Genomic DNA, 19,581 nt, shown 5'->3' on the forward strand with positions numbered 1-19,581 from the left:
GTGCCTGCCCTCAGAACGGGACGGCCAAGCCATACTTGGCGCAATACCGGCGCATCGCTTCAAGAAAGATGACGGTATGGGTCATGTCCTCGCGCCCGGCCAAGGCCCGGAAGCGTGCGGCCAAGTTGACGGGCACCCAGATCATGAGACGCTTGCCGGAGCGGCGGGGTGCCCGCCAGACGATCACCTCGCCGGCCTCGCTGGCAGCCAGGAGATCCGCGATCGCCTCGGCATAGAGATCCCGGTCCAGCACCGGCCGCTCCGAGGTTGAGCGGCTTTGCGCCAGCTCCTTGATCGCCGGGCGCAGTCCGATCGGCGTGGATGGGACGAGGATGGCCTCGTAAGCCTCCCCCCGGTATGGCCGACCACCAGTACATGCCCGTCCGAGCGATCCACCAGTTGCCGCCCGCCGAAGCTGCCAAGGATAACGCCGCCCGCCGGATTCATCGGAACAGACCCGCCCGCTTGATGTCGGTTTTCGTCGCCCATCGGTCAGACCCGAAATCACTGCTACCCTGCCGCCTTTGGAGCAAGCGAAAGACCAGCGGCGGCGCCAAGGCCAGCACACCCAAGGGGATGAGCCACAAGCTGTTTGCAGCGGCCCAGGCGATCCATCCCGTCATCGCGACCACTCCCCACGCCTCGCCCCGCATGCAGTGCGCTGTTCGGCGGCCTGCTGCCGGCAGGCGGCCAGTTCGCGCCTGGACATCGGGCCCAGCCGCTCGGTGGCCAGCTCCTGGGCCCGGTCCCGGAATCCTGTCTTGATGTAGGCCGGGGAGATCCGGAGCGCCTGGTGCGGGTATGCGGCGGGAAGCCGGCTATGACCGCGGCCACCTCGCGCCCAATGGCGACATGCCGGAGTCGGAAAGCCAGCACCAGAGCTTGTCACTGGCGCGCATGATCCTGCAGGCCCTGGACTACAACCGGAACCTGACGGCGACGCGCGGCCGGGCGTTGGGGCGCGGCGAACGCTATGTGGTCACCGGTCCCGTCTACCAGGGCAGCGAGATCGAAGCGCTGAAGGGCCGGGCGCCGATCCCGACCCATATCTATAAATCGCCCGGATCATCATGACCCTTATCACGGGCGCGTGCTCTATGCTTCTGTCCTTCCCAACCGCCAGGAGCGGATGGTTGGCGCTGTGACGGCAGCACAGGGGCCGCCTGCGCCAGTGGTGCCTCCGCCTGGGGAAGGCTGGGCAAGAACCCAGCCTTCCTACCCTCCACCTTACAGCGGCCGCCGTTGCGGCACCGGCTTGAAGATCAAGGTCTCGAACTGAGCCTTGGAGAAGGCCTTGTGGAACTCCTCCTCGGTCACCAGCCATCCTTTGGGCACGCCCGCCCGTCTGGACTGCTCGTCATCGTCCTCAAGATCGTCCTCAAAATCCGGCGCCGGGCTTGGACGGACGAGCTTCGTACTCTGCTTGGACCGCAAAACCGGTTGGCGCTTCGGCAATGCAGCCGGAAGAGAGACAAGAGTCCGCCTCACAAGGGGAGCTCGCTCCTCCTGCAGCTCAACGGGGTTCGAAATGCTTTCGTGGCTGGGCAGTGGCTCAGGCTGGGCGTGCGGTTCACTGCCTTGCGCTGAGCGGCTCAGGCGCACGCCCATTCCCGGCGGCTGTAAGCTCATCGCCCGGACGCGGCCGATCACCTCTGCGAGCCGCAAGCCGACCGCATCCGCAATCTCATTGGTCAGATGCCCCCGCGCGTACATATCTGCAATTTTAGAATCAATTGCCGAATCTTTCATGAGTGTGCCCCCGCGTTACCCATAATCCGATACGTGCAACGGCTATGGTTAATACACCGTTTCCGGAGGCAAAAAACTTGGAACCTCTTGCTCCCAGGCTCAGCCTGATCGTGCCGCACGCGCCATGATCGAAGGCCATAGCGCGATCATCTCTGACGAGCGCTTTAGCAGGCCGTCAAGCAGCCAGCGCGCAAGCTCCTGAAGCGGCAGGGCTGGGCGTGACGGGCCATGTTCACGGACAAGCAGGCCAGTTGTGCGGCGGCAAAGCGGACGATCATGCCCGAGACTGAGCATCGGCAGCACAAAGGGCTGAACAGGGCCGGGACCAGCCACCCGCCGACCCGGCGACGTGAGCGGATGATGAAGCGCTTCACGCCGCCGGGCCATGCCCAACGGTACCTCGCCATCCACGACCAGGTTGCCAACCTTTTCCGCCGCCCGGCCAACCTCTCCAATGCCGATGATCGCCGAGACAGGGCTCAGGCCTTCCAGACCTGGGCCGCGCTGACCGGTGCGGCCACAGCTATCCGAAGCAGATATGGCCGGCCCATACTGCGGCCGAGATTTAAGAAACGGACGCTGCTGACAAGGGCGGCCACCCAGATCGGCGTGCCGTCCTTGCGGTAGAACTGCGCATCCTCGACCAGGTTCTGGCGCGTCGACATGGCATCCCTGATACGGGTCTCCACCTCTGGATCGGTGTTCTGCCCGGCCAGGAGCATGTGGTTCTGGCCCGCACACCTCCGGAAGGCGCCATTGGCAGAGATGATGAGATTGTCGACCACTGTGGAACGATGATCACCATCGGCATCCGCGTGGCCTCCACGGCAGCAACGAAAGAACCGCTCTGTTGCTTCAGTGCGTTGATCCGATCTTCCGCCCCTTCTGGCCGGGGTGGGTGCGGCTCTGCTTCTCTGCCGGCATGCGGCTCTCGGCGTCTCACGCCGCGAGGATACGAGCACGCCCTTGCCAAAAGGAGCCAGTCCGGTTCGGACTCCACAGGGAATCGGCGCAGCGCCAGCCCTCCGGCCGGGGCATATGGCAAGCCCCGACGGTTTGGCGGGTGAAGAGGACGGACCAGGACAGGAGGCGTGTGCCGGGCACACGCCGCCCTTGTATTTGCACAGGCCTGATGGCTGTGCCCTCAAGGATATGGCGCGCCGATCCTGTGACCAGCGGTCGGATCCTATGTCAGTCCGGATTGCAGGAGATGCAGATGCCAGCCATCTGAACCAGCGGTTCCTGCACGCCGGCGGAGCGCTCGGCGGTGTCCATGGTGAAGAATAGCACGCCCGCGAGCGCGGTGGAGCTCAGGGCGGCGGCAGCGAAAACCTTCACAAGACGGGTGCGGATGTTCATGGTCGTCTCCGGTATCAGGGTCTCAGGCTCATGGCCTGCACAAGGGGATACGGAGAGCAAACGCCATGCCAGAAAGAAAAGTGCTGCCCGCGCGGAAATTACGAAATCATTCGTCTGAGGTGAAACCCTTCTCCACCTGAGCGTCATGTTTCGCGGTATAATCTACCGGGCAGATTCTGTCGTATAGGGCAGGGCATTAATTGCCGCGTTGAAAGCATCAATCACATCGTCCGATATCGCCTGCGAGCACACTATGCGGCCTGCTTGCGGACGCGGCAGATCCGGCAGGTCCAGGACCTCGAAGTCTTTCAACGTCCATCCCGTTCCCTCGAGGGCATACCAGAGGTCATTGGCGTCGGAGACGATGTAGTGTACTCGGCCGCTGACCAGCATTCTCAGGAGGTCGACCAGGGAGCCGCGGATGGCTTCGATGTTTTTCTTCTGCGTAATCAAGCCGTCCAGTTCCGGGTTCAGGCTTGAGCCCAGCAACCTCCCAAATACCAGGCCTTCGTCAGCAAGCATAGCCGTCAAGGTTCCATGCCCCCGCAGCTCCGTCCCGACACGGGAGATCAGCCTGTATTTGGCCTCCTGGAAAATCGGCAAGGTCATCTTGAAGCGGCCGGCGCGATCCGGTGTGTTCCGGGCATTCGGATGGCAGATCGGTCTCTGCGCGTCCATCCCGGCCCAGATGCGCGCCCGCGGCAGGGGGCCAACCCACCGGATCTGCAATCCGGCCCACGCCGCAAGGTCGGAAACGCGATCGGCAATCGGCCCTTCCACCTCATCCGAAGCGGGATTTCGCACCAAGTACGGGGTCATGTCCGGAAAGGCGAAGGTCACCACCGGCAGTTCGTGCGCGAGCGACGACGGCGAGACCGCGATCCAGAGGGCCAGAAAGCAGACGACCCAGAACCCAGCACATGCGCGATGCATCTGACACCTCATGCCCGACGGCCACCGATGTCAGGCAGTCATGACGACAACAGCTTTCCCGGCGCGTGATCTGTGGTGGCCGGACTGCGGCTAGACAATACCTATAACGTTTGGCATAGTTCTAGCACAGAACCTGTGGCCCAGCTATGCGATTAGCTGTTGATCTCCGCCCTTCAAGGCTTTGGCCGTTATCGCCGGGGCACGGACGGCCCGCGACATCGCCACGCTCTCCGGCCAGGGCAGCTGGTATCCGGCGACGCCTCTGCGGGTGATGGCGGCATAATCTGCCTGAATGCCGAAACGGGCGCGGGGCCAAAGCTTGGTACAGGCGTGAGCTCTTGGCGGCCGCGCCGGCCGAGAGCCGGACATCATCGTCGGCCGGCAGGCTTTGTGCGATCGCCGGCGCGGTCCCGGAAATCCAGAGGTCCGCCCGCCAGCTGTTGAACAGATGGCTGCTGGCGATACCGAGCACATATCCCTTGCCAGCCCGGCGTCGCGACATCTCGAGCTCGCCCACACCATAAATGCTGTCCGCCGCCCCCCAGGCAAACGGCACCTCGGCATTTTCCGCCCGCCGGGCCATGGCCGCTGCAATGGCGGGCTTGGTGGCGAACCTCACCCCGTCCGGCACATGAGCGCCCGCCAACCGCTCCAGATGATCTGTCCATGCTTTGGGAGATACAGCCGCCGGTCAACAAAGGCGTGCCCCTTGGCGGAGACCTGGGCGGCGAACACGCCGATTTGGCAGTTGGTGATCTTCCCCGCCGAGCCGGTGTACTGCTGCCCAACCCCACAGGACGCCTTGCCCTGCTTCAGGACCCCTGTTTCGTCGATGACCAGCACTGCATCCGCCGTGGCCAGGCTCTCTACAGGGCCCAATAGCCCGTCCAGGAAGGCGGCAGCGGACCTGGTCACGGTTGCCCAAGCAAACGGGGTCTGAAGCCGGGCTTTGGCGCCCTGCAACTTCGCCGACCACACGTCGAGGAGATCATCGACGGCAATGCCGGACATGGGACACCTCCGCAAATCCGACCCAACAGCCAAAAATCCCTACTGCTGCAACTGTAATGCTAGCGGTGCCGGGCACCTTGGAAAAAGCTGCCGGAGGCCTTGGCAGCGATCCTCGCCTGCGTTCCGGCTAAACACCCGCCGAAGGCTTTGCCATGAAGGTCTGCAACACCGCGTAAGGTTCAGCCTTACGCAGCTCTTCAAAGGTGCCCCTATCCTGCATCTCACGAGCTGCCCGCAGAAATCCGCCGAGCGCCGCACGAGCCAGGGCGGATCCCACACTGATGCGCTTTACCCCCGCCGCCGCCAGCTCGGCTACGCTGGCGAAATTTCCCGCCAGCCCGACCACAACATTCACCGGCTTGCCCACGGAAAGACAGGTCAAGGCGATGGCATCTAGGTTCTGTCTGACGGCCCCGAAACAATGGGGCGAAGCTCCTGTTCGCCGCGGATGGCGAGCGGGAGGGCAGGATGCGGCGTCACGAACTCAGCCCGGCGCAGTGGGCACTGATCTCCGACCTGATGCCCGCCGCCCCGGCCCGAGGCGGCGGGCGCTGGCGGAACCACCGGCAGGTCGTCAACGGCCTGTTCTGGAAGCTTGTGACGGGTGCGCAATGGCGTGACGTCCCGGAGCGGTACGGCCCCTGGCAGACCGTCTACGAGCGGTTCACGCGCTGGCGCGACGACGGCTTGCTGGACCGGGTGCTGGAACGCCTCCAGGTTCGCCTCGACGCCGAGGGTCGCATCGACCCCGAGCTCTGGTGCGTGGACAGCACCCACGTGCGGGCCAGCCGCTCGGCCGCGGGCGGCGGAAAAAAGGGGGCCCGCGCGAACCCTCGGACCATGGGCTCGGCCTCGGCCGGGGCGGCATCTCCACGAAGCTCCACCTGGTGACCGACAGCAATGGCCTGCCGCTCGCGGCCATGCTGAGCCCCGGGCAGCGCCACGAGGCGCCTGTGTTCCCGGCGCTGATGGACGGCGTCCGCGTCCGCCTCGCCAATGGGCGGACCAGGAGCAGGCCGGGGCGGCTGGCCGGCGACAAGGCCTATGGGTATGAGCCCGTGTACCGGTACCTGCGCCGCCGCGGGATAGCCCACGCCATCCCACAGCGCTCAGGCCCTGGGGTGGGCCGGCTGCGGTTGCCGGTCGACCCCGACACTTACAGGCGCCGGAACGCCGTCGAGCGTTGCGTGGGTTGGCTGAAGGGCTGCCGCTCCGTCGGTACCCGCCACGACAAGCTCGCCACCAGCTTCCTTGCCATGGTGAAGCTCGCCTTTATGCGGCAATATCTCCGAGCCCTGAGGCCGTCAGACAGGACCTAAATTAGGGAGCCCAGGGGCATACAATACATCCGCACCCGCCTTGTCATAATCCTGCAAGCGTCGGATCGTGTCGTCGAGATTTGCCTTCCCCATTAGGAAGTTTTCTGCCCGCGCGGTCAGCACGAAATTTGTGCCGAGCGAGCGTGCCGCTTCCACGGCCGCCGTGATCCGCTCGACTGCCAGCGTATGGTCATACAGCGGGGCTTCCGGACGACCGGTCGCATCTTCAATGGAGCCACCCGCCAGCCCCGCCTCACTCGCGATCCGGATCGTGCGATAAACCTCCTCCGGCGTGTCACCAAACCCATTCTCCAGATCGGCCGAGACTGGCAGATCAACGGCGAAGACGATCTCTGCCGCATGCGCGATGGTTTCCTCCCGCGAAAGCCTTCCAGCCCCGTCCGGGCGCCCCTTGGAGAAAGCGAGCCCTGCACTTGTGGTCGCCAACGCTTCGAAGCCCATCATCTCAAGGAGGCGCGCGGTGCCGACATCCCAGGGATTGGGGATAATAAAGGGGTAGTCCCGTTCATGAAGTGCTCGAAAGTCTGAGGCCTTGTTCCCTGCGACCGATGTTGCATGTTCCATCCCCGACATCCTTCTGCTTGCAGATTTCACGATTCTGTAAGGTTTCCACCCCGAATTTGCATTGACTAATCTACCGCTGACATGTCTGATGGCAATCAGTGTTCTGTTAGCTGTTCCAGCCTTGCCCAGCAGGCTGACGCGCAACATATCGTGATCATACGATAGCAAGGACGATATCGACCCATGCCACGTGCACATCAGAAGACGGCCGTTGCTCCCATTGAGGACGAAGCCGACGTGCCGGCCTCGGCTGCTCCCGCCCCTGGGCGGCGGCGTGCTGCACCTCGGGTAGCTGCCAAGTTGATGCCAGCAAATCCAGTTCCCACGGATGCGCCGGAAGCTGAAAACACCGCAGACGCTGCTGATGCAACCCTCACCGACCGGGCCTATCGGCAGCTCGAGGAGTTGATTGCAACCTTGCGGTTGCCGCCTGGCACTGTCTTGTCGGAGCAGATGCTGGCCAAGAAGCTCATGATCGGCCGCACGCCAATCCGGGAAGCGCTTCAGCGCCTCGCGCGTGAAGGACTCGTCATGATCCTTCCGCGCCGGGGTATCCTCGTCTCCGAGATCAATCTGCGCACCCAGCTCCGCTTGCTGGAAGTCCGGCGCGAGCTGGAACGGCTGATGGCACGGACAGCCGCCGAGCGGGCCACGCCCGCAGAATGCGCCGAGTTTTCCGAACTTGCTGCCGGCATGCGCAAGGCCTCCGAAGAGGCTGACGATCTCGCCTTCATGCGCTTGGATCAGCAGATGAATACGCTGGTGGCCCAGGCAGCCCGCAACGAATTCGCTCAGCGTTCGATGGGGCTGATGCACGGATTGTCTCGCCGCTTCTGGTATCAGCATTATAAGCAGGTGGCCGATCTGCCCCTCTGCGCCCGCTTGCACGCTGCCGTGGCCGATGCCATCGCACGGCGCGATGCCCCGGCCGCCGCTTCCGCGTCGGATGCGTTGATCGACTACATTGAGAGCTTTGCCCGACGCACCCTCGACGCCTAAGGCAAGCATCCTCACACAGAAAACCGGCCGCCTCATCTGAGGCGGCCGGTCTGTTTTGAGCGTCAGCCAGATCGGCTCAGAAGCCAAGCAGCTTCTGCGGTAGCCAAAGCACCGTCTGCGGGAAACTCAGCACGATCGCCAGGGTGACAAACTGCAGGGCGATGAACGGCAGCACACCCAGATACATGTCGCGCGTGGTGATCTCGATCGGCGCAATGCCACGCAGATAGAAAATGGCCGGAGCCATTGGCGGCGTCAAGTAGCTGGTCTGGATCACCACCAGGAAGGCAATGCAGAACCAAGCCGGATCAAAACCCTGTGCCACGATCAGCGGGGTAAAAAGCGGGATCATGATCAGAACAATCGAAATCCAATCCAGGAAGAAGCCGCCCAGGAAGGCCAAACCCAGGACCAGGAACAGCAGCCCCCAGGGCCCCAGACTTAGGGCATCCACAAGCTCCTGCGTCAGCGATACGCCGCCAGCCGAGATGAAGACCCCGGTCATCATGCTGCCGGCAAGCAGGATCAGCATGATCATTGCTGTGATCTGCACGGTTTTCATGATGGCGTCATTCAGCACATCCCAGCTGAAAGTGCGATAGAACATGCTCAGCAGCACGGCACCCGCTGCACCGATCGCCGCCGCTTCCGTCGGGGCGGCGATGCCGGTCATGATGGAGCCGAGCACGGCCACGATCATGCAGAGCGGCGGGATCAGGGCAGTCGCCGTGATGCGCAGCTTTTCCCGCAGCGGAATCGGATCGTCCTCTTCGCGCACCACGGGCCCGGCGGAGGGCTGGAAGTAGCAGCGTGCGATGATATAGGTCAGATACAGCCCCGCCATGATCAGGCCGGGGAACACCATGCCGACCAGTAGATCACCAACCGAGACATTGGCCAGCGGTCCCATGACCACCACCACGACAGAGGGCGGGATGATGGTTCCCAGCGAGCCGCCAGCACAGATCGTGCCAGAGATCAGCCCTTTGTTATATTTATGCTTCATCATCACGGGGATGGCGAGCAAACCGACCACGGCTTCCGTCGCTCCGACAACACCGCTAGCTGCCGCAAAGATGATGCACATCAACACCGTGCCAGCGGCGAGGCCGCCCGGTACACGCCGCGTCCAGAGGTGCACCGCCTCGAACAGGCGCTGGGCGACGCCCGCCCGCTCCAGCATGCAGCCCATGAAGACGAACAGCGCTACAGCGGCCAGCACATAGTTGCTGGCGACATCATCCACCTTTTCGATCAGCTGGTAGATGATCGCGTCCTGGAACACGATGTAGCCGAACAGCATGGCTACACCCATCATAGCGAAAGCAACCGGGACGCCGATCACCAGCGCGCTGAGCAGAGCCGGGAACATATAAAGTGCGAGCATACTGATTACCGCCCCCGCGGATGGCCGGTGGCCTGAAGAGAAATGACATGGTCATCAGCGTCTGCCGAGCGGCCAAAGATCACATCAAGGCAGCGCAGCAGCTGAGCGAAAGCCTGCAAGCCGAGGATCGCAAAGGAGATGAAATAGACGACACGATACGGCCAGATCGGCGGGTTCCAGGCGGACTGACCGCTGCCTTCCATGCTCACATAAGCTTCAAAGGCATAATGCCAGAGGGCAATCGAGAGCCAGGCGCAAAACGGAACAACGATCACCAAATAGGTCAGGCCATTGACGATGGCTTTTGTGCGCTCCGAATAACGGCCATATAAAACGTCAACCCTGATATGGCAGTCTGACCGCAAAACGAGAGCAGCACCCAACAGGAAGTTGGCACCTGTCAGCATGTAACCAAGCTCAAAAGCCCAGATCGTCGGCGCACCGAGTATGTACCGTGCAAAGACCTCGTAGCAGATCGCGATAACAAGAGGAGCGACCATCCAGGCACCCAGCACGCCAGTCGCACCGGTCAACCGATCAATGGCTGTAATTAACCATTTCATGTTCAGGGACTCCGCGTGGAGGGGAACCAGGATGGAAGCGGGGCATGCCCCGCTTCCCTCGGCTCAGTCCTTCAGCTTCAGGTTCCGATAGCTCGGAGCCTCTTTCCAAAGCTTGTCGAAAGTGACCTGGTTTTCATGCACCTTGGCAAACCAGGGATTTTCGGCGGCCGTCTTCTCGGCCCACTTATTGGCGATTTCCCGCGTCTGGTGTTGAACTTCCGGAGCGAGCTCGATGATCTCGTTCCCCTCCTTGTGGAAGAACTCCAACGCCTTCGCGTCATCCTGGCCCACTTTGGTCCAGCTCTCGAAGGTGACGAGCTTTGCGGCCAGCTCCACCATCTTTTTGTCGTGATCCGACAGCTTTTCGAAAGCCTGCTTGTTCACGACAAGCTCGAACGGAGCGGATGGCTGGTGCACGCCCGGAATGATCACATACTTCGCGACCTTGTGGAAACCGGTCGGGATGTTTTCAGAAAGCGTGCCCCACTCAGTGGCATCAATGGCGCCGCGTTCCAGCATCGGGAACACATCGCCGCCTGCCGTGGTCACCGGAGCCGCTCCCAACTCCTTGGCCATTTCCAGCCAGGACCCAGCCGTCCGCAGCTTGAGCCCCTTCAGATCTTCCAGGGTGCGCACGGGCTTGCGCGAATGCAGAAACACTTCGGTAGGCCGGATGAACAGCGGGAAGGAGACAACACCGAACTTCTCTTCCCGGAACTGGCGCTGCAGCTCGGCCCCACCGCCAGAATAGAGCCAGTGGAGCATGCGCTCGCTGTCCGGGCTTCCGGCATAACCACCGAACAGAACCACTGTCGGGTCCTTGCCCCAATCGTAGCCCATCCAGGTATGGCCCATCTCGGCAACGCCGTTCTTCACGGTATCCGAGACCTTGAGCGCATTGCCAAGCGCACCGCCGGTGAAGACCTGGACCTGTATCCGCCCGTCGGTCAGCTCGCTGAGGCGCTCGGCGAAGGCCTTTGCACCATAATCCATCAGCGGGCCGCTGGCCCAGCCGGTGGCCATCTTCCACTTGAAGGTCTCCTGCGCCATGGCAGGGCTGACCAGCATCAACGCGGCAGCAACCCCACAGGCCAACTTCCACATCCGCTTCATGCGTAACCTCCCTAGCATTATTCTGCTGATCCATCGAGTGATAGACCGCTGCTTGTCCGGTGATATCTCACCGGTTGCCCATTGCCATGTTGGTCTGCCGACGGTGCTCCGTCAATGTCCTTATCTGGTTAGACCAACCATTCTGCGCCCAGAACACGTGTTTGCGTTGGACCTCCTGCCCTTGCGAGACGACCCGCTCGCCAGCTGATATACATGCTGGTATATCACTCGCCGATCACGATATTGTGCTCGTTTGGATTTGTCGATAGCTTTGTGACCGGACCGCCCCATCAGCGGAACGGGTTGTTCAGCCAGGTAGGAGCGAGGCCATGTCGCCGACGATCAATAAGGCCGATCAGGCCTACGACCGAATTCTGTCCATGATCACCTTCCAGGAGCTGAGGCCCGGAAGCATGGTGTCCGAAGGCATGCTGATGGACGCCACCGGGTTCGGACGCACGCCGGTCCGGGAAGCGCTGCAGCGCCTGGCGCGTGAACGCATGGTCGAGATTCATCCCCGCCGCGGCAACATCATCCCGCCGATCTCCGTCGAGGTGCAGCTAAAGCTCCTCGAACTGCGGCGGGCTGTTGAGGAGTTGGCCGTGCGCATGGCGGCGCGCCGGGCAAGCCCCGAACAGCAGCGCACGATGCTTGCTCTGGCCGACCAGCTTGGGGGCCCGGACTGCGCCAATGATCTGCATGCCTATGGACACTCGCTCCGGCTGGTCCATGAGTGCATTGTCACTGCGGCTCAGAACGAATATCTGCGCCTCGCCATGGCACCGCTCCAAGGTCTGTCGCGCCGGTTCTGGTTTGCAAATCTCGCGAATATCAAGAACCGCGAAACTGAGATGCGCAAAGCAGCCAGCTATCACGCTGCAGCCCTCCGCGCCATTGCGCGCAGCGACGAGTCCGCTGCTTCCGCCGCAGCTCTCGCCCTCAACGATTATCTCACGGAATACGCTTATCAGACACTACGCCGGATCGACGACCGGCCGAAACACAAGGAGTCGTTGGCAGCCTCTGGCTGATTCTGCCAGAGCGCTCGCCTCTATAAAACTGATCGACAAGGCATTCCTACGGAGATAGCGTTATCCAGCGCGTGATATACTAGATGTCTATCTATAATCAGCCCAGTCGGTCGCAAGCCCGCAAAGGCCAAGAACAATCGAATACCGGGAGGAAGCGCCGTATGAATCGATCTGAACCCTTCACCGGCTGGACAACGGCCTGCCGCCTGGAGCAAGACCCTGATCTCCAGGTGCTTGCCGACGTAGACGTACTTGTTGTCGGTGGCGGAGCCGCCGGGGTGGCCGCTGCGACGGTTGCTGCTGAGGCTGGACGTTCCGTCGCACTGATCGAGCGCTACGGTTTCTGTGGCGGTGCTGCCGTGGCCGGCATGTCCGGCACGATCTGCGGCATGTATCTCGCCAGCGAACGCCAGAACCAGCCGGAACAGGTTGTTTTCGGCTTCACCGAGCGATTTCGGCAAGCGATCGAGCAACGTGGCGGTCTTACTAAGCCGCAGATCTATGGCAAGACCTTTACCGTGACCCATGATCCGCTCATGTGGCGGGAAACGGCTGACAGTTTTCTGGTCGAGGCTGATGTCTGCGTGCTGTTCCATACTGTTGTTACCGGCGTTCTCATGAGCGCTGACACCTATCGCGGTGTGATCGTGGAATCCAACGCTGGCCGGTCTATGATCTACGCCAAACGGATCATCGATGCTTCTGGCGATGCCGCCGTGGTTGCCCGTGCCGGACACCGCTATGTTTTTGGCGACAACGGGAAGATCCAAAACCCAACCATGTTCTTCAGGCTCGGCAATGTCGATATCGAGCGGTACTTAGCTTATTATGGCGAGGATACGATTTGCCCGCCCAAGCTGACCGAAGCCATCCAACAGGCCAATGCCAGTGGGGCTTATAACCTTCCGCGCCATAAGATCTGGATTTTCCCGACTCCCCGTGCCAATGAGCTGATGGTGAATGCGACCCGGCTCAGTAGCAAAGACGGCCGCATGCTGAATGTCATCGATCCCGCCGATTTTACGGAAGCGGAAATTTCCGGACGTCAGCAAGTCCGGGACTATGCCCGTTTCCTGGCCGAGACCGTGCCGGGTTGCGAGAACAGCTATGTGGTGGATACCGGCGTCGAAGCAGGGATTCGCCAAACACGCTCCATTGTCGGGGTAGACAGGCTGCGCAACGACGATGTCGTCGAAGGGCGCAAACGACCGGATGGCATCTGTCGTGTTCCTTGGCCCATTGAGCTGCATGCCGGCGAGAAACCAAAGCTGCACTGGCTTCTCGACGATTATTACGAAGTGCCATATTTGGCGCTTGTCCCGGAAATAGGCGAAAACATCATCGTGGCTGGACGTTGCCTAAGTGCTGAGCATGAAGCTCTCGCTTCCGCGCGCGTCACCGCCCAATGCTTCGAATACGGCCATGCCGCCGCGTCCGCAGCCATCATGTCTTTAAACGATAACACTCCCTTCCGCGACCTGCCGGGCGATGCCGTCCGCGACATGATGAAACGGAACGGCAGCGCTCTGTAGCATACCACGTCCCCTCCAGGATCGAACTTACATGCAGGCGGCCTTGCATCCGCCGCCCCAGGAGAAGAAAAAGATGTCCGACAAGACGCGTAAGACACTGCGGAGCGAATTTGAGCCTGGCACGACCCGCTGGGCAGTCCGCCGCGCTCAATGGCTGGCTATGGGTATCAAAGAGGAGGACTTTCACAAGCCGAAAATCGCGGTGGTGAATTCCTCCAGCGGCCTCTCGGTCTGCTATCAACACCTTGATGAGGTGTCGAAGGCCGTGCAGAGCGCCATTCGCGACGCCGGCGGATTGCCTTTCGAGATCCGCACCGTGGCCCCCTCCGACTTCGTAACGTCGGCCGGCCGCAAGGCCCGCTACCTGATGCCCTCGCGCGACCTTCTGGTCAACGATGTCGAGGTTCAGGTGGAAGGGGCGGAGCTGGACGGCATGGTGCTCCTGGCATCGTGCGATAAGACCACACCTGGCCAGTTGATGGCAGCGGGACGCCTGAACATTCCTTCTCTGGTGCTCACCTGCGGCTATCAGCTTGGCGGCCAGTGCGGCGGCAAGTCCGTTGATATCGAGGATCTGTACAACAGCGTCGGAACCTACAAGTCCGGCCAGATCACTCTGGACGATCTCACCGCCATGTCCTGTCAGGCCATCAAGGGGCCTGGCGTTTGCGCGGGTCTCGCTACAGCTAATTCCATGCATGTCCTGGCCGAGGCGCTTGGCATGGCCCTGACCGGGAATGCGCCGATTCGGGCCAACGGCCCGGCGCTCTACGACTATGCCGCAAAGGCAGGCAGCGCCATTGTCCGCTTGATCGAGCAGGATTTGCGCCCGCGCCAGATCATGACGCCTGGCGCTTTCCGCAATGCCATCCGCGTTGCACAGGCGCTGGGCTGCTCCGTGAATACGGTTCGCCATCTCACAGCTATTGCGATTGAGACCCAATGCGACATCGATGTCGTCGCCGAATATGACCGTCTCTCCCATGATTCCGTCCAGATCACCCAGGTTCGCCCGAACGGACCGCACCGCATCGAGGATCTCGATAAGGCGGGCGGCTGCGCCGGTGCCATGCGTCAGCTATCGCCGAAGCTGGATCTGGACGTCATGACCGTGACCGGTAAGACCATGGGCGCCAATCTCGCCGAGGTTCCCGCTCCGGATGAGACCTATATCCGGCCGCTGGACCGACCGTTCCGCAATGAACCCGGCCTTGTCATTATTCGCGGAAACCTTGCCCCCGATGGCGCCGTAGTCAAACTTTCAGCCGTCCCCGCTGCTGTACGCACTTTTGAGGGTACTGCGCGGGTCTTCGAGGACGAAGATCTGGCTATCAAAGGCTTGGAAGATGGCTCAATCCAGCGTGGGCAGGTGATCGTACTCCGCAATCTAGGGCCGAAGGGCGGACCGGGTACCGTCTTTGCTTGTAGTTTTATGGCGGCTCTTGTGGGAGCCGGCCTTAGCAGCGGCGTCGCCGTCGTAACGGACGGCGAGCTGTCCGGCCTCAACAGCGGCATCACCGTTGGCCAAGTCATGCCCGAGGCCGCCGAAGGGGGACCACTGGCGTTGGTCCGTGACGACGACCGCATCGCCATCGACCTCAACCAGCTCAGCATCGAATTGCTGGTACCCGACGCTGATCTCGCAGAGCGGGCCAAGAGCTGGACGCCGCCGGCACCACCATCCCAGTTCGGCTGGCTATCCCTCTACGGCCAGCTGGTGCAGCCGCTCTCCAAAGGGGCCGTGCTGGGACGTCGCAACTGGTGACGGCGATCAGCTGCCTATAGGTACAATAGCACCATCAACTACCTGAACCTCGGCGCGTTGGCTGGCGCTGTCATGGTCGCCTGAAGCGAATATAGCCAGCCCATACTGCGGCCAGTGTTCAAAAAGTTGCCGGTAATGTTTGCACCTGATTTCTGGCGCAAGGTCGGCCAGGAGGGCGTGGTGCTTGCGATTCTAGTGCAGAGGCGACGCAACACCAAAGCGGCCAAGTGCTTTTTCAAGAAGCGGCTGAAGGGCCTGCTCTACGTGCCACAGGTCATTGTGACAGACGACCTGAGGTCCTATAGAGCCGCCAAGACCAAGATCATTCCCCGGGTGCAACATCGGCAGAGCCGCTGCCTGAACAACCGTGCAGAGAATGCGCATCAGCCGACCCGGCTACGCGGGCGACGGATGAAGCGCTTCACGTCACCTCGGCAAGCCCGGCAGTTTCTTTCCGCTCAGGGCCTAGTTCTCCAGCACAATACCGCGCCGATCGCGCTCACGCTTTTGCCGTCTGGCACCAGGAGACGTGTGCTCGCTCAACAGCATGATGCAGGCAACTGCCCTGGTGCTGTCCTTCTGCCGTATCGCTCGAGGTAACGTGATGATGCCCTCACGGCGCTTGACTACAAGCACAAGGTAATGTACGTCTGATATGTTACCCGCAGATCGGCGGTAAAGGGGCCAGGGGAAGAACGACGAAGTAGCTGTCGACAGACCTTGGAAATCGCAGCCCGGCTGCGCGGATCGTCAACTGGCGAACCATGAGAAGGAAGCGCGATGACACCGGAGAACGTTCTTTCAAATCCACCACGTGTCCTATCCCAGAAACAAAGGGAATTTTACTTCGAGAATGGCTATCTGCTTTTAGAGCGGATTATTCCGGACGAGGTGATTGACCAGCTGCGCCGTGTCACGGCAGAGGTGGTCAAGGACTCCCGAAGCAGGACACGGTCCGATCACATTTTCGATCTCGAACCTACCCATACAGCCGAGGAGCCGCGGCTTCGCAGGCTCTCCAGTCCAGTTGACTATCATCCCTATTACTGGGAGTTTTGTTCCCACTCGATCCTGGGAGATATCGTCGCCGATCTTGTCGGCACAGACGTCAAGTTTCATCATTCAAAGCTAAACTTCAAATGGGCTCGTGGCGGGGCTGAGGTGAAATGGCACCAGGACATTCAGTTCTGGCCGCACACGAACTACTCGCCACTAACAGTCGGCACATACCTCTACGACTGCGGTATGGATCAAGGACCGCTTGCCGTGATCCCGAGGAGTCATAGCGGCGAGCTGTTCGATCAGTACGGTACCGACGGCAACTGGACCGGCTTCATCTCGGATCGGGACCTTGAGCGGGTAGATCTCGTATCGGCCGTCTATCTGCCTGGCCCGGCTGGATCGATTACCATCCACAACTGCCGGACGGTGCACGGCTCGCGACCAAATGAGTCGCCATCGGGACGTCCGCTGTTGCTGCATACCTTTAGTTCGGCAGATGCTATGGCCTATACGCCGAACCCAATCGATAGCCCACATAGTCAGGAGATTATTCGGGGGAAGATGGCGCGTTATGCCCATCACGATCCGCGCCCATGCCAAGTGCCGCCAGACTGGTCAGGAGGATATAAGTCGATCTTCCATTATCAGCAGAGGGAGAACAAGGTGATGGCGATGTGAGATTGATGCGATAGGGCAGATTCCGTTTGTCCTATCGGAGTTCTGCTCTGATGCTGGCGTGAGGACGAGCATGCGCCATGTTTACGTCGCGAAGCTCAACAGAGGGCATTGGGGGATTGGTTTCAGCGGCATCAGCCGGGTGCTGTCAAGTTGATGATGTGGCGAGGAATTTTAGGCCGCCGATCTTTGATCGCCTCTTGGGTCAGCCCACCTGGGCCATGCCGGTCGCCTCGCGCCAGGTAGTGAGGGCACGAGTGCGGGCGGCGCGGTATTCGGAGGCGGAGATGAGGTGCCAGCTCAGCTGAAAGTGGTTGTGGATCAGGCTATGGCTAGAGAGGAACGGCTGGGCGTGCCGGCGGATCTGAACCGTTTCATGTGCCGCTCGCGTTTTCGGGTTGTCTGGCGCCAAACTTCGCAGTGATTATTCAGATAGCGGCTTTGCCAATGCTCGCTACCGAGCTTCATCTCCCTCTTCGCCGCCGCATATGATTTCAGCTTGTCGGTTATGACGACCCGCAGCGCATAGCGCAGCCCTTTCAGCAGGTTGCGAAAAGAGCGCTTGGCCGCCTTCTTCTTGCGGCGGCTCTGGACCAGGATGTCGAGGACAACGCCGTTCTGGTCAATTATGCGCCACAGGTAATACTGCTTGCCGCTTATGCTGATGAATACCTCATCCATCCGGTTATATGGGCGGGTTCACGACTACCCGGATTACGGCCCTGCTGAGCGCCATTGAGCAGGATTTCGCAGCTTGGGCGGCAGGCTTTGATCCTATGGCCAATCCCGACCGGCCGGAGTTCACGGATGAGTTCACCTGAACTCTGGCAGCCTACCGGCTCGATGTGGCGCTGCCGGCATTTCGCGCCGCCGTCACCTCGGATTATGGGCGGGAGATCGAGAAGGTCCGCATGCCGGCCCTGGTTATCCAGTCCATGGCTGATGTGGCAGTTCCCCGGGCAGCTGCGAAATGGCTGGCCGGCGCGTTTGCGGCATCCCTCGCTATGATCCCGGCGGACGGCCACTTCCCGCATCTCGTTGCGCCTGGCGCCGTGAATGCCGCATTGAGCCACTTCCTGGATTACGCGCCAGCGGTACCACGAACCTCCTGGTCGGTGTCGCAACGAGGCCCGGTATGAGCATGGATCAGCGCGGCCCAAATTCGGACGACCCCGGATCCATGGCGACGATGGTCGGCATGGAAAAAGTCGGCGGGACGGCAAAAGAGACAGGCGCTCGCCTCATGATCGGACAGGACGCGTTGGCAACCATCCGCACCATCGCCGGGCGGCCTCACCGGCGGATTTCGCTGGGAAACGGGCAGTCAGGGCGGCACAATTTAGGCCCAGCTGCGGCGATCCCTGAGGGTGGACAGGCGGCGGAACGTCCGGGAAGGAACAAGGTATGAAATATGTGAGTGCGGTGTCCGGGGCATTCGCCTTGGCGTTGGGGGCCGGTACAGCACTGACGGTGGCGGGCACACCGACCGCGCAGGCGCATGAGCATGAGGTTCACGATGCCCACAATCCTGGTGAGCGGGGCGCCGTTGCCGCGGCTATCGGGGCCGCTATGGCCGGCGATCATAGGTCGGAGGCGAACCGCGCCCGCGACCGGTTTCGTAACCCCAGGGCAACGCTGCTGTTCTTCGGTTTGAAACCGGACATGACCGTGATGGAGATCTGGCCTGGTGGAGGCGGCTGGTACACTGAAGTGCTGGCCCCGGTGCTGGATGAGAAGGGGCAGCTCGTGGCTGCCAACTTCGACCAGGAGGCAGAGGGTTTCGCCGCCCGCGCCAATGCCGCTTTTGCGGCAAAGCTGGCGGAGCGGCCGGATATCTATGATCGGGTGCGGGTAACGGAGTTCAGCCGTGACGACTTGGCGCCCATCGAGCCAGGCACCGCCGACATGGTGCTGACCTTCCGCAATGTGCACAACTGGATGGCAGCCGGCTGGTTGGATGAGGCCATGGCAGCCATGTATAACAGCCTGAGGCCCGGGGGCGTGCTTGGCCTCGTGGAGCACCGGGCTCCCGACACAGAGCCGCAGGATCCGCAGGCGGCCAGCGGCTACGTTCGCCAGGACTACGTGATCGCCGCGGCCGAGCGCGCCGGCTTCCGTTTCGCCGGTGCCAGCGAGATCAACGCCAATCCGCGTGACACCAAGGACCACCCACGTGGCGTCTGGACCCTTCCCCCCACGCTCCGCCTGGGTGAGGAGCGCCGCAATGAATTCCTCGCCATTGGCGAAAGCGACCGCATGACGCTGAGGTTCGTGAGGCCGGAGTAACGGACCTGTCTATTTCCCCCTCTGCGCCCGAGCGCGAAGACAACAGAATAGATCGCTCAATTTGAGATAGCCGCCGGAAGTTCGTGGCTTGGCCACTTCAGGCGGAGACAGCGGAGAACCCGGCGCCAAGAGCCATCGGCATCGGCATGCCGTAGCCAGGCATTGACGCGGCTTGGCCTCAGCAAAACTTCACTATGGCGTTGTCGCTCGTAATGGTGCGGCGCTCTGCACACAGTGGTTTGAGGCCTTTGGACAGCCCGGACTTTTAAAAG

18 protein-coding genes and 6 pseudogenes are annotated in these 19,581 nt (G+C 61.6%); 12 read left to right on the forward strand and 12 right to left on the reverse strand.

The genetic code is table 11. The features are described 5' to 3' along the window. Nucleotides 1–10 precede the first annotated feature (10 nt). Nucleotides 11–253, reverse strand: a complete 243-nt coding sequence (locus DOL89_RS23170; RefSeq protein ID WP_119681712.1) for a hypothetical protein — start codon at nucleotides 251–253, stop codon at nucleotides 11–13. 548 nt (nucleotides 254–801) lie between these two features. Here DOL89_RS23170 and DOL89_RS23180 point away from each other — a divergent pair. Continuing rightward, nucleotides 802–1,074 (forward strand): DNA/RNA non-specific endonuclease, encoded by a 273-nt coding sequence (locus tag DOL89_RS23180; RefSeq protein ID WP_119681714.1) that lies wholly within the window; start codon nucleotides 802–804, stop codon nucleotides 1,072–1,074. Nucleotides 1,075–1,227: 153 nt separating this feature from the next. Here DOL89_RS23180 and DOL89_RS23185 read toward each other — a convergent pair whose 3' ends face one another. Next, nucleotides 1,228–1,749 (reverse strand): hypothetical protein, encoded by a 522-nt coding sequence (locus DOL89_RS23185; RefSeq protein WP_162937843.1) that lies wholly within the window; start codon nucleotides 1,747–1,749, stop codon nucleotides 1,228–1,230. Between the two features lie 168 nt (nucleotides 1,750–1,917). Between DOL89_RS23185 and DOL89_RS26170 the strand changes: the two are divergent. Next, a pseudogene (locus DOL89_RS26170) lies at nucleotides 1,918–2,277 on the forward strand (IS6 family transposase); the annotation flags it as partial. Here DOL89_RS26170 and DOL89_RS23190 read toward each other — a convergent pair. The 5 genes and pseudogenes from DOL89_RS23190 to DOL89_RS23205 all read right to left on the reverse strand — a co-directional run. Further along, a complete protein-coding gene (locus DOL89_RS23190; RefSeq protein ID WP_119681716.1) occupies nucleotides 2,229–2,534 on the reverse strand; it encodes a PAS domain-containing protein in 306 nt (101 codons plus the stop codon). The pseudogene DOL89_RS26170 and the gene DOL89_RS23190 sit on opposite strands and share 49 nt — an antisense overlap. 406 nt (nucleotides 2,535–2,940) lie before the next feature. Further along, entirely contained in the window at nucleotides 2,941–3,108 is a 168-nt protein-coding gene (locus DOL89_RS25265; protein ID WP_162937844.1) for a hypothetical protein, read from the reverse strand. Nucleotides 3,109–3,270: 162 nt separating this feature from the next. Continuing rightward, nucleotides 3,271–4,053 carry a hypothetical protein gene (locus DOL89_RS23195; protein ID WP_205574738.1) on the reverse strand — a complete coding sequence of 261 codons (783 nt, stop codon included), beginning with the start codon at nucleotides 4,051–4,053 and terminating at the stop codon, nucleotides 3,271–3,273. Between the two features lie 310 nt (nucleotides 4,054–4,363). Beyond that, nucleotides 4,364–5,052: pseudogene (locus DOL89_RS23200) on the reverse strand (IS701 family transposase); the annotation flags it as partial. Between the two features lie 127 nt (nucleotides 5,053–5,179). After that, nucleotides 5,180–5,461, reverse strand: a pseudogene (locus tag DOL89_RS23205) (isocitrate lyase/phosphoenolpyruvate mutase family protein); the annotation flags it as partial. A gap of 110 nt (nucleotides 5,462–5,571) precedes the next feature. On the opposite strand from DOL89_RS23205, the pseudogene DOL89_RS23210 reads away from it, so the two are divergent. Next, nucleotides 5,572–6,371: pseudogene (locus tag DOL89_RS23210) on the forward strand (IS5 family transposase). A gap of 6 nt (nucleotides 6,372–6,377) precedes the next feature. Here the strand turns inward: DOL89_RS23210 and DOL89_RS23215 are convergent. Beyond that, a pseudogene (locus tag DOL89_RS23215) lies at nucleotides 6,378–6,956 on the reverse strand (isocitrate lyase/PEP mutase family protein); the annotation flags it as partial. 303 nt (nucleotides 6,957–7,259) lie between these two features. Here DOL89_RS23215 and DOL89_RS23220 point away from each other — a divergent pair. Next, the gene (locus DOL89_RS23220) at nucleotides 7,260–7,955 is read left to right on the forward strand and encodes a GntR family transcriptional regulator (RefSeq protein ID WP_119681721.1); all 696 of its coding nucleotides are present in this window, start codon (nucleotides 7,260–7,262) and stop codon (nucleotides 7,953–7,955) included. A gap of 76 nt (nucleotides 7,956–8,031) precedes the next feature. Here DOL89_RS23220 and DOL89_RS23225 read toward each other — a convergent pair whose 3' ends face one another. The 3 genes from DOL89_RS23225 to dctP form a co-directional block, all read right to left on the reverse strand. Then, a complete protein-coding gene (locus tag DOL89_RS23225) occupies nucleotides 8,032–9,327 on the reverse strand; it encodes a TRAP transporter large permease (RefSeq protein ID WP_119681774.1) in 1,296 nt (431 codons plus the stop codon). A 20-nt stretch (nucleotides 9,328–9,347) separates the two neighbouring features. After that, nucleotides 9,348–9,905: a TRAP transporter small permease subunit gene (locus tag DOL89_RS23230; protein ID WP_119681722.1), complete on the reverse strand. Its 558-nt coding sequence runs from the start codon at nucleotides 9,903–9,905 to the stop codon at nucleotides 9,348–9,350. A gap of 63 nt (nucleotides 9,906–9,968) precedes the next feature. Further along, complete coding sequence (gene dctP, locus DOL89_RS23235; protein ID WP_225890071.1) at nucleotides 9,969–10,955, reverse strand: TRAP transporter substrate-binding protein DctP; 987 nt, start codon at nucleotides 10,953–10,955, stop codon at nucleotides 9,969–9,971. Here dctP and DOL89_RS25270 point away from each other — a divergent pair. The 6 genes and pseudogenes from DOL89_RS25270 (at nucleotide 10,954) to DOL89_RS23260 (ending at nucleotide 17,026) form a co-directional block, all read left to right on the forward strand. Continuing rightward, nucleotides 10,954–11,226, forward strand: a complete 273-nt coding sequence (locus tag DOL89_RS25270; RefSeq protein WP_162937760.1) for a hypothetical protein — start codon at nucleotides 10,954–10,956, stop codon at nucleotides 11,224–11,226. The two genes, dctP and DOL89_RS25270, sit on opposite strands and share 2 nt — an antisense overlap. 121 nt (nucleotides 11,227–11,347) lie before the next feature. Continuing rightward, nucleotides 11,348–12,049 carry a GntR family transcriptional regulator gene (locus DOL89_RS23240; protein ID WP_119681724.1) on the forward strand — a complete coding sequence of 234 codons (702 nt, stop codon included), beginning with the start codon at nucleotides 11,348–11,350 and terminating at the stop codon, nucleotides 12,047–12,049. Nucleotides 12,050–12,210: 161 nt separating this feature from the next. Next, nucleotides 12,211–13,581: an FAD-dependent oxidoreductase gene (locus DOL89_RS23245; protein WP_119681725.1), complete on the forward strand. Its 1,371-nt coding sequence runs from the start codon at nucleotides 12,211–12,213 to the stop codon at nucleotides 13,579–13,581. Between the two features lie 73 nt (nucleotides 13,582–13,654). Next, nucleotides 13,655–15,346, forward strand: a complete 1,692-nt coding sequence (gene ilvD / locus DOL89_RS23250; RefSeq protein ID WP_119681775.1) for a dihydroxy-acid dehydratase — start codon at nucleotides 13,655–13,657, stop codon at nucleotides 15,344–15,346. 153 nt (nucleotides 15,347–15,499) lie between these two features. After that, nucleotides 15,500–15,826, forward strand: a pseudogene (locus DOL89_RS23255) (DDE-type integrase/transposase/recombinase); the annotation flags it as partial. Between the two features lie 300 nt (nucleotides 15,827–16,126). Then, nucleotides 16,127–17,026 carry a phytanoyl-CoA dioxygenase family protein gene (locus DOL89_RS23260; RefSeq protein ID WP_119681727.1) on the forward strand — a complete coding sequence of 300 codons (900 nt, stop codon included), beginning with the start codon at nucleotides 16,127–16,129 and terminating at the stop codon, nucleotides 17,024–17,026. 318 nt (nucleotides 17,027–17,344) lie between these two features. On the opposite strand, the gene DOL89_RS23265 is transcribed toward DOL89_RS23260, so the two are convergent. Continuing rightward, nucleotides 17,345–17,704 carry a DDE-type integrase/transposase/recombinase gene (locus DOL89_RS23265; protein WP_119681728.1) on the reverse strand — a complete coding sequence of 120 codons (360 nt, stop codon included), beginning with the start codon at nucleotides 17,702–17,704 and terminating at the stop codon, nucleotides 17,345–17,347. A 454-nt stretch (nucleotides 17,705–18,158) separates the two neighbouring features. Between DOL89_RS23265 and DOL89_RS25275 the strand changes: the two genes are divergently transcribed. Together DOL89_RS25275 and DOL89_RS23275 are read left to right on the forward strand one after the other, a co-directional pair. Continuing rightward, on the forward strand, nucleotides 18,159–18,431 hold the full coding sequence (locus tag DOL89_RS25275) for a hypothetical protein (protein ID WP_162937847.1): 273 nt from the start codon (nucleotides 18,159–18,161) through the stop codon (nucleotides 18,429–18,431). After that, nucleotides 18,428–19,309: a class I SAM-dependent methyltransferase gene (locus DOL89_RS23275; protein WP_404813519.1), complete on the forward strand. Its 882-nt coding sequence runs from the start codon at nucleotides 18,428–18,430 to the stop codon at nucleotides 19,307–19,309. Before DOL89_RS25275 ends, DOL89_RS23275 begins: the two co-directional genes overlap by 4 nt. Nucleotides 19,310–19,581 lie beyond the last annotated feature (272 nt).

Origin of the sequence: Indioceanicola profundi (assembly GCF_003568845.1) — a bacterium.
Classification (GTDB): domain Bacteria; phylum Pseudomonadota; class Alphaproteobacteria; order Azospirillales; family Azospirillaceae; genus Indioceanicola; species Indioceanicola profundi.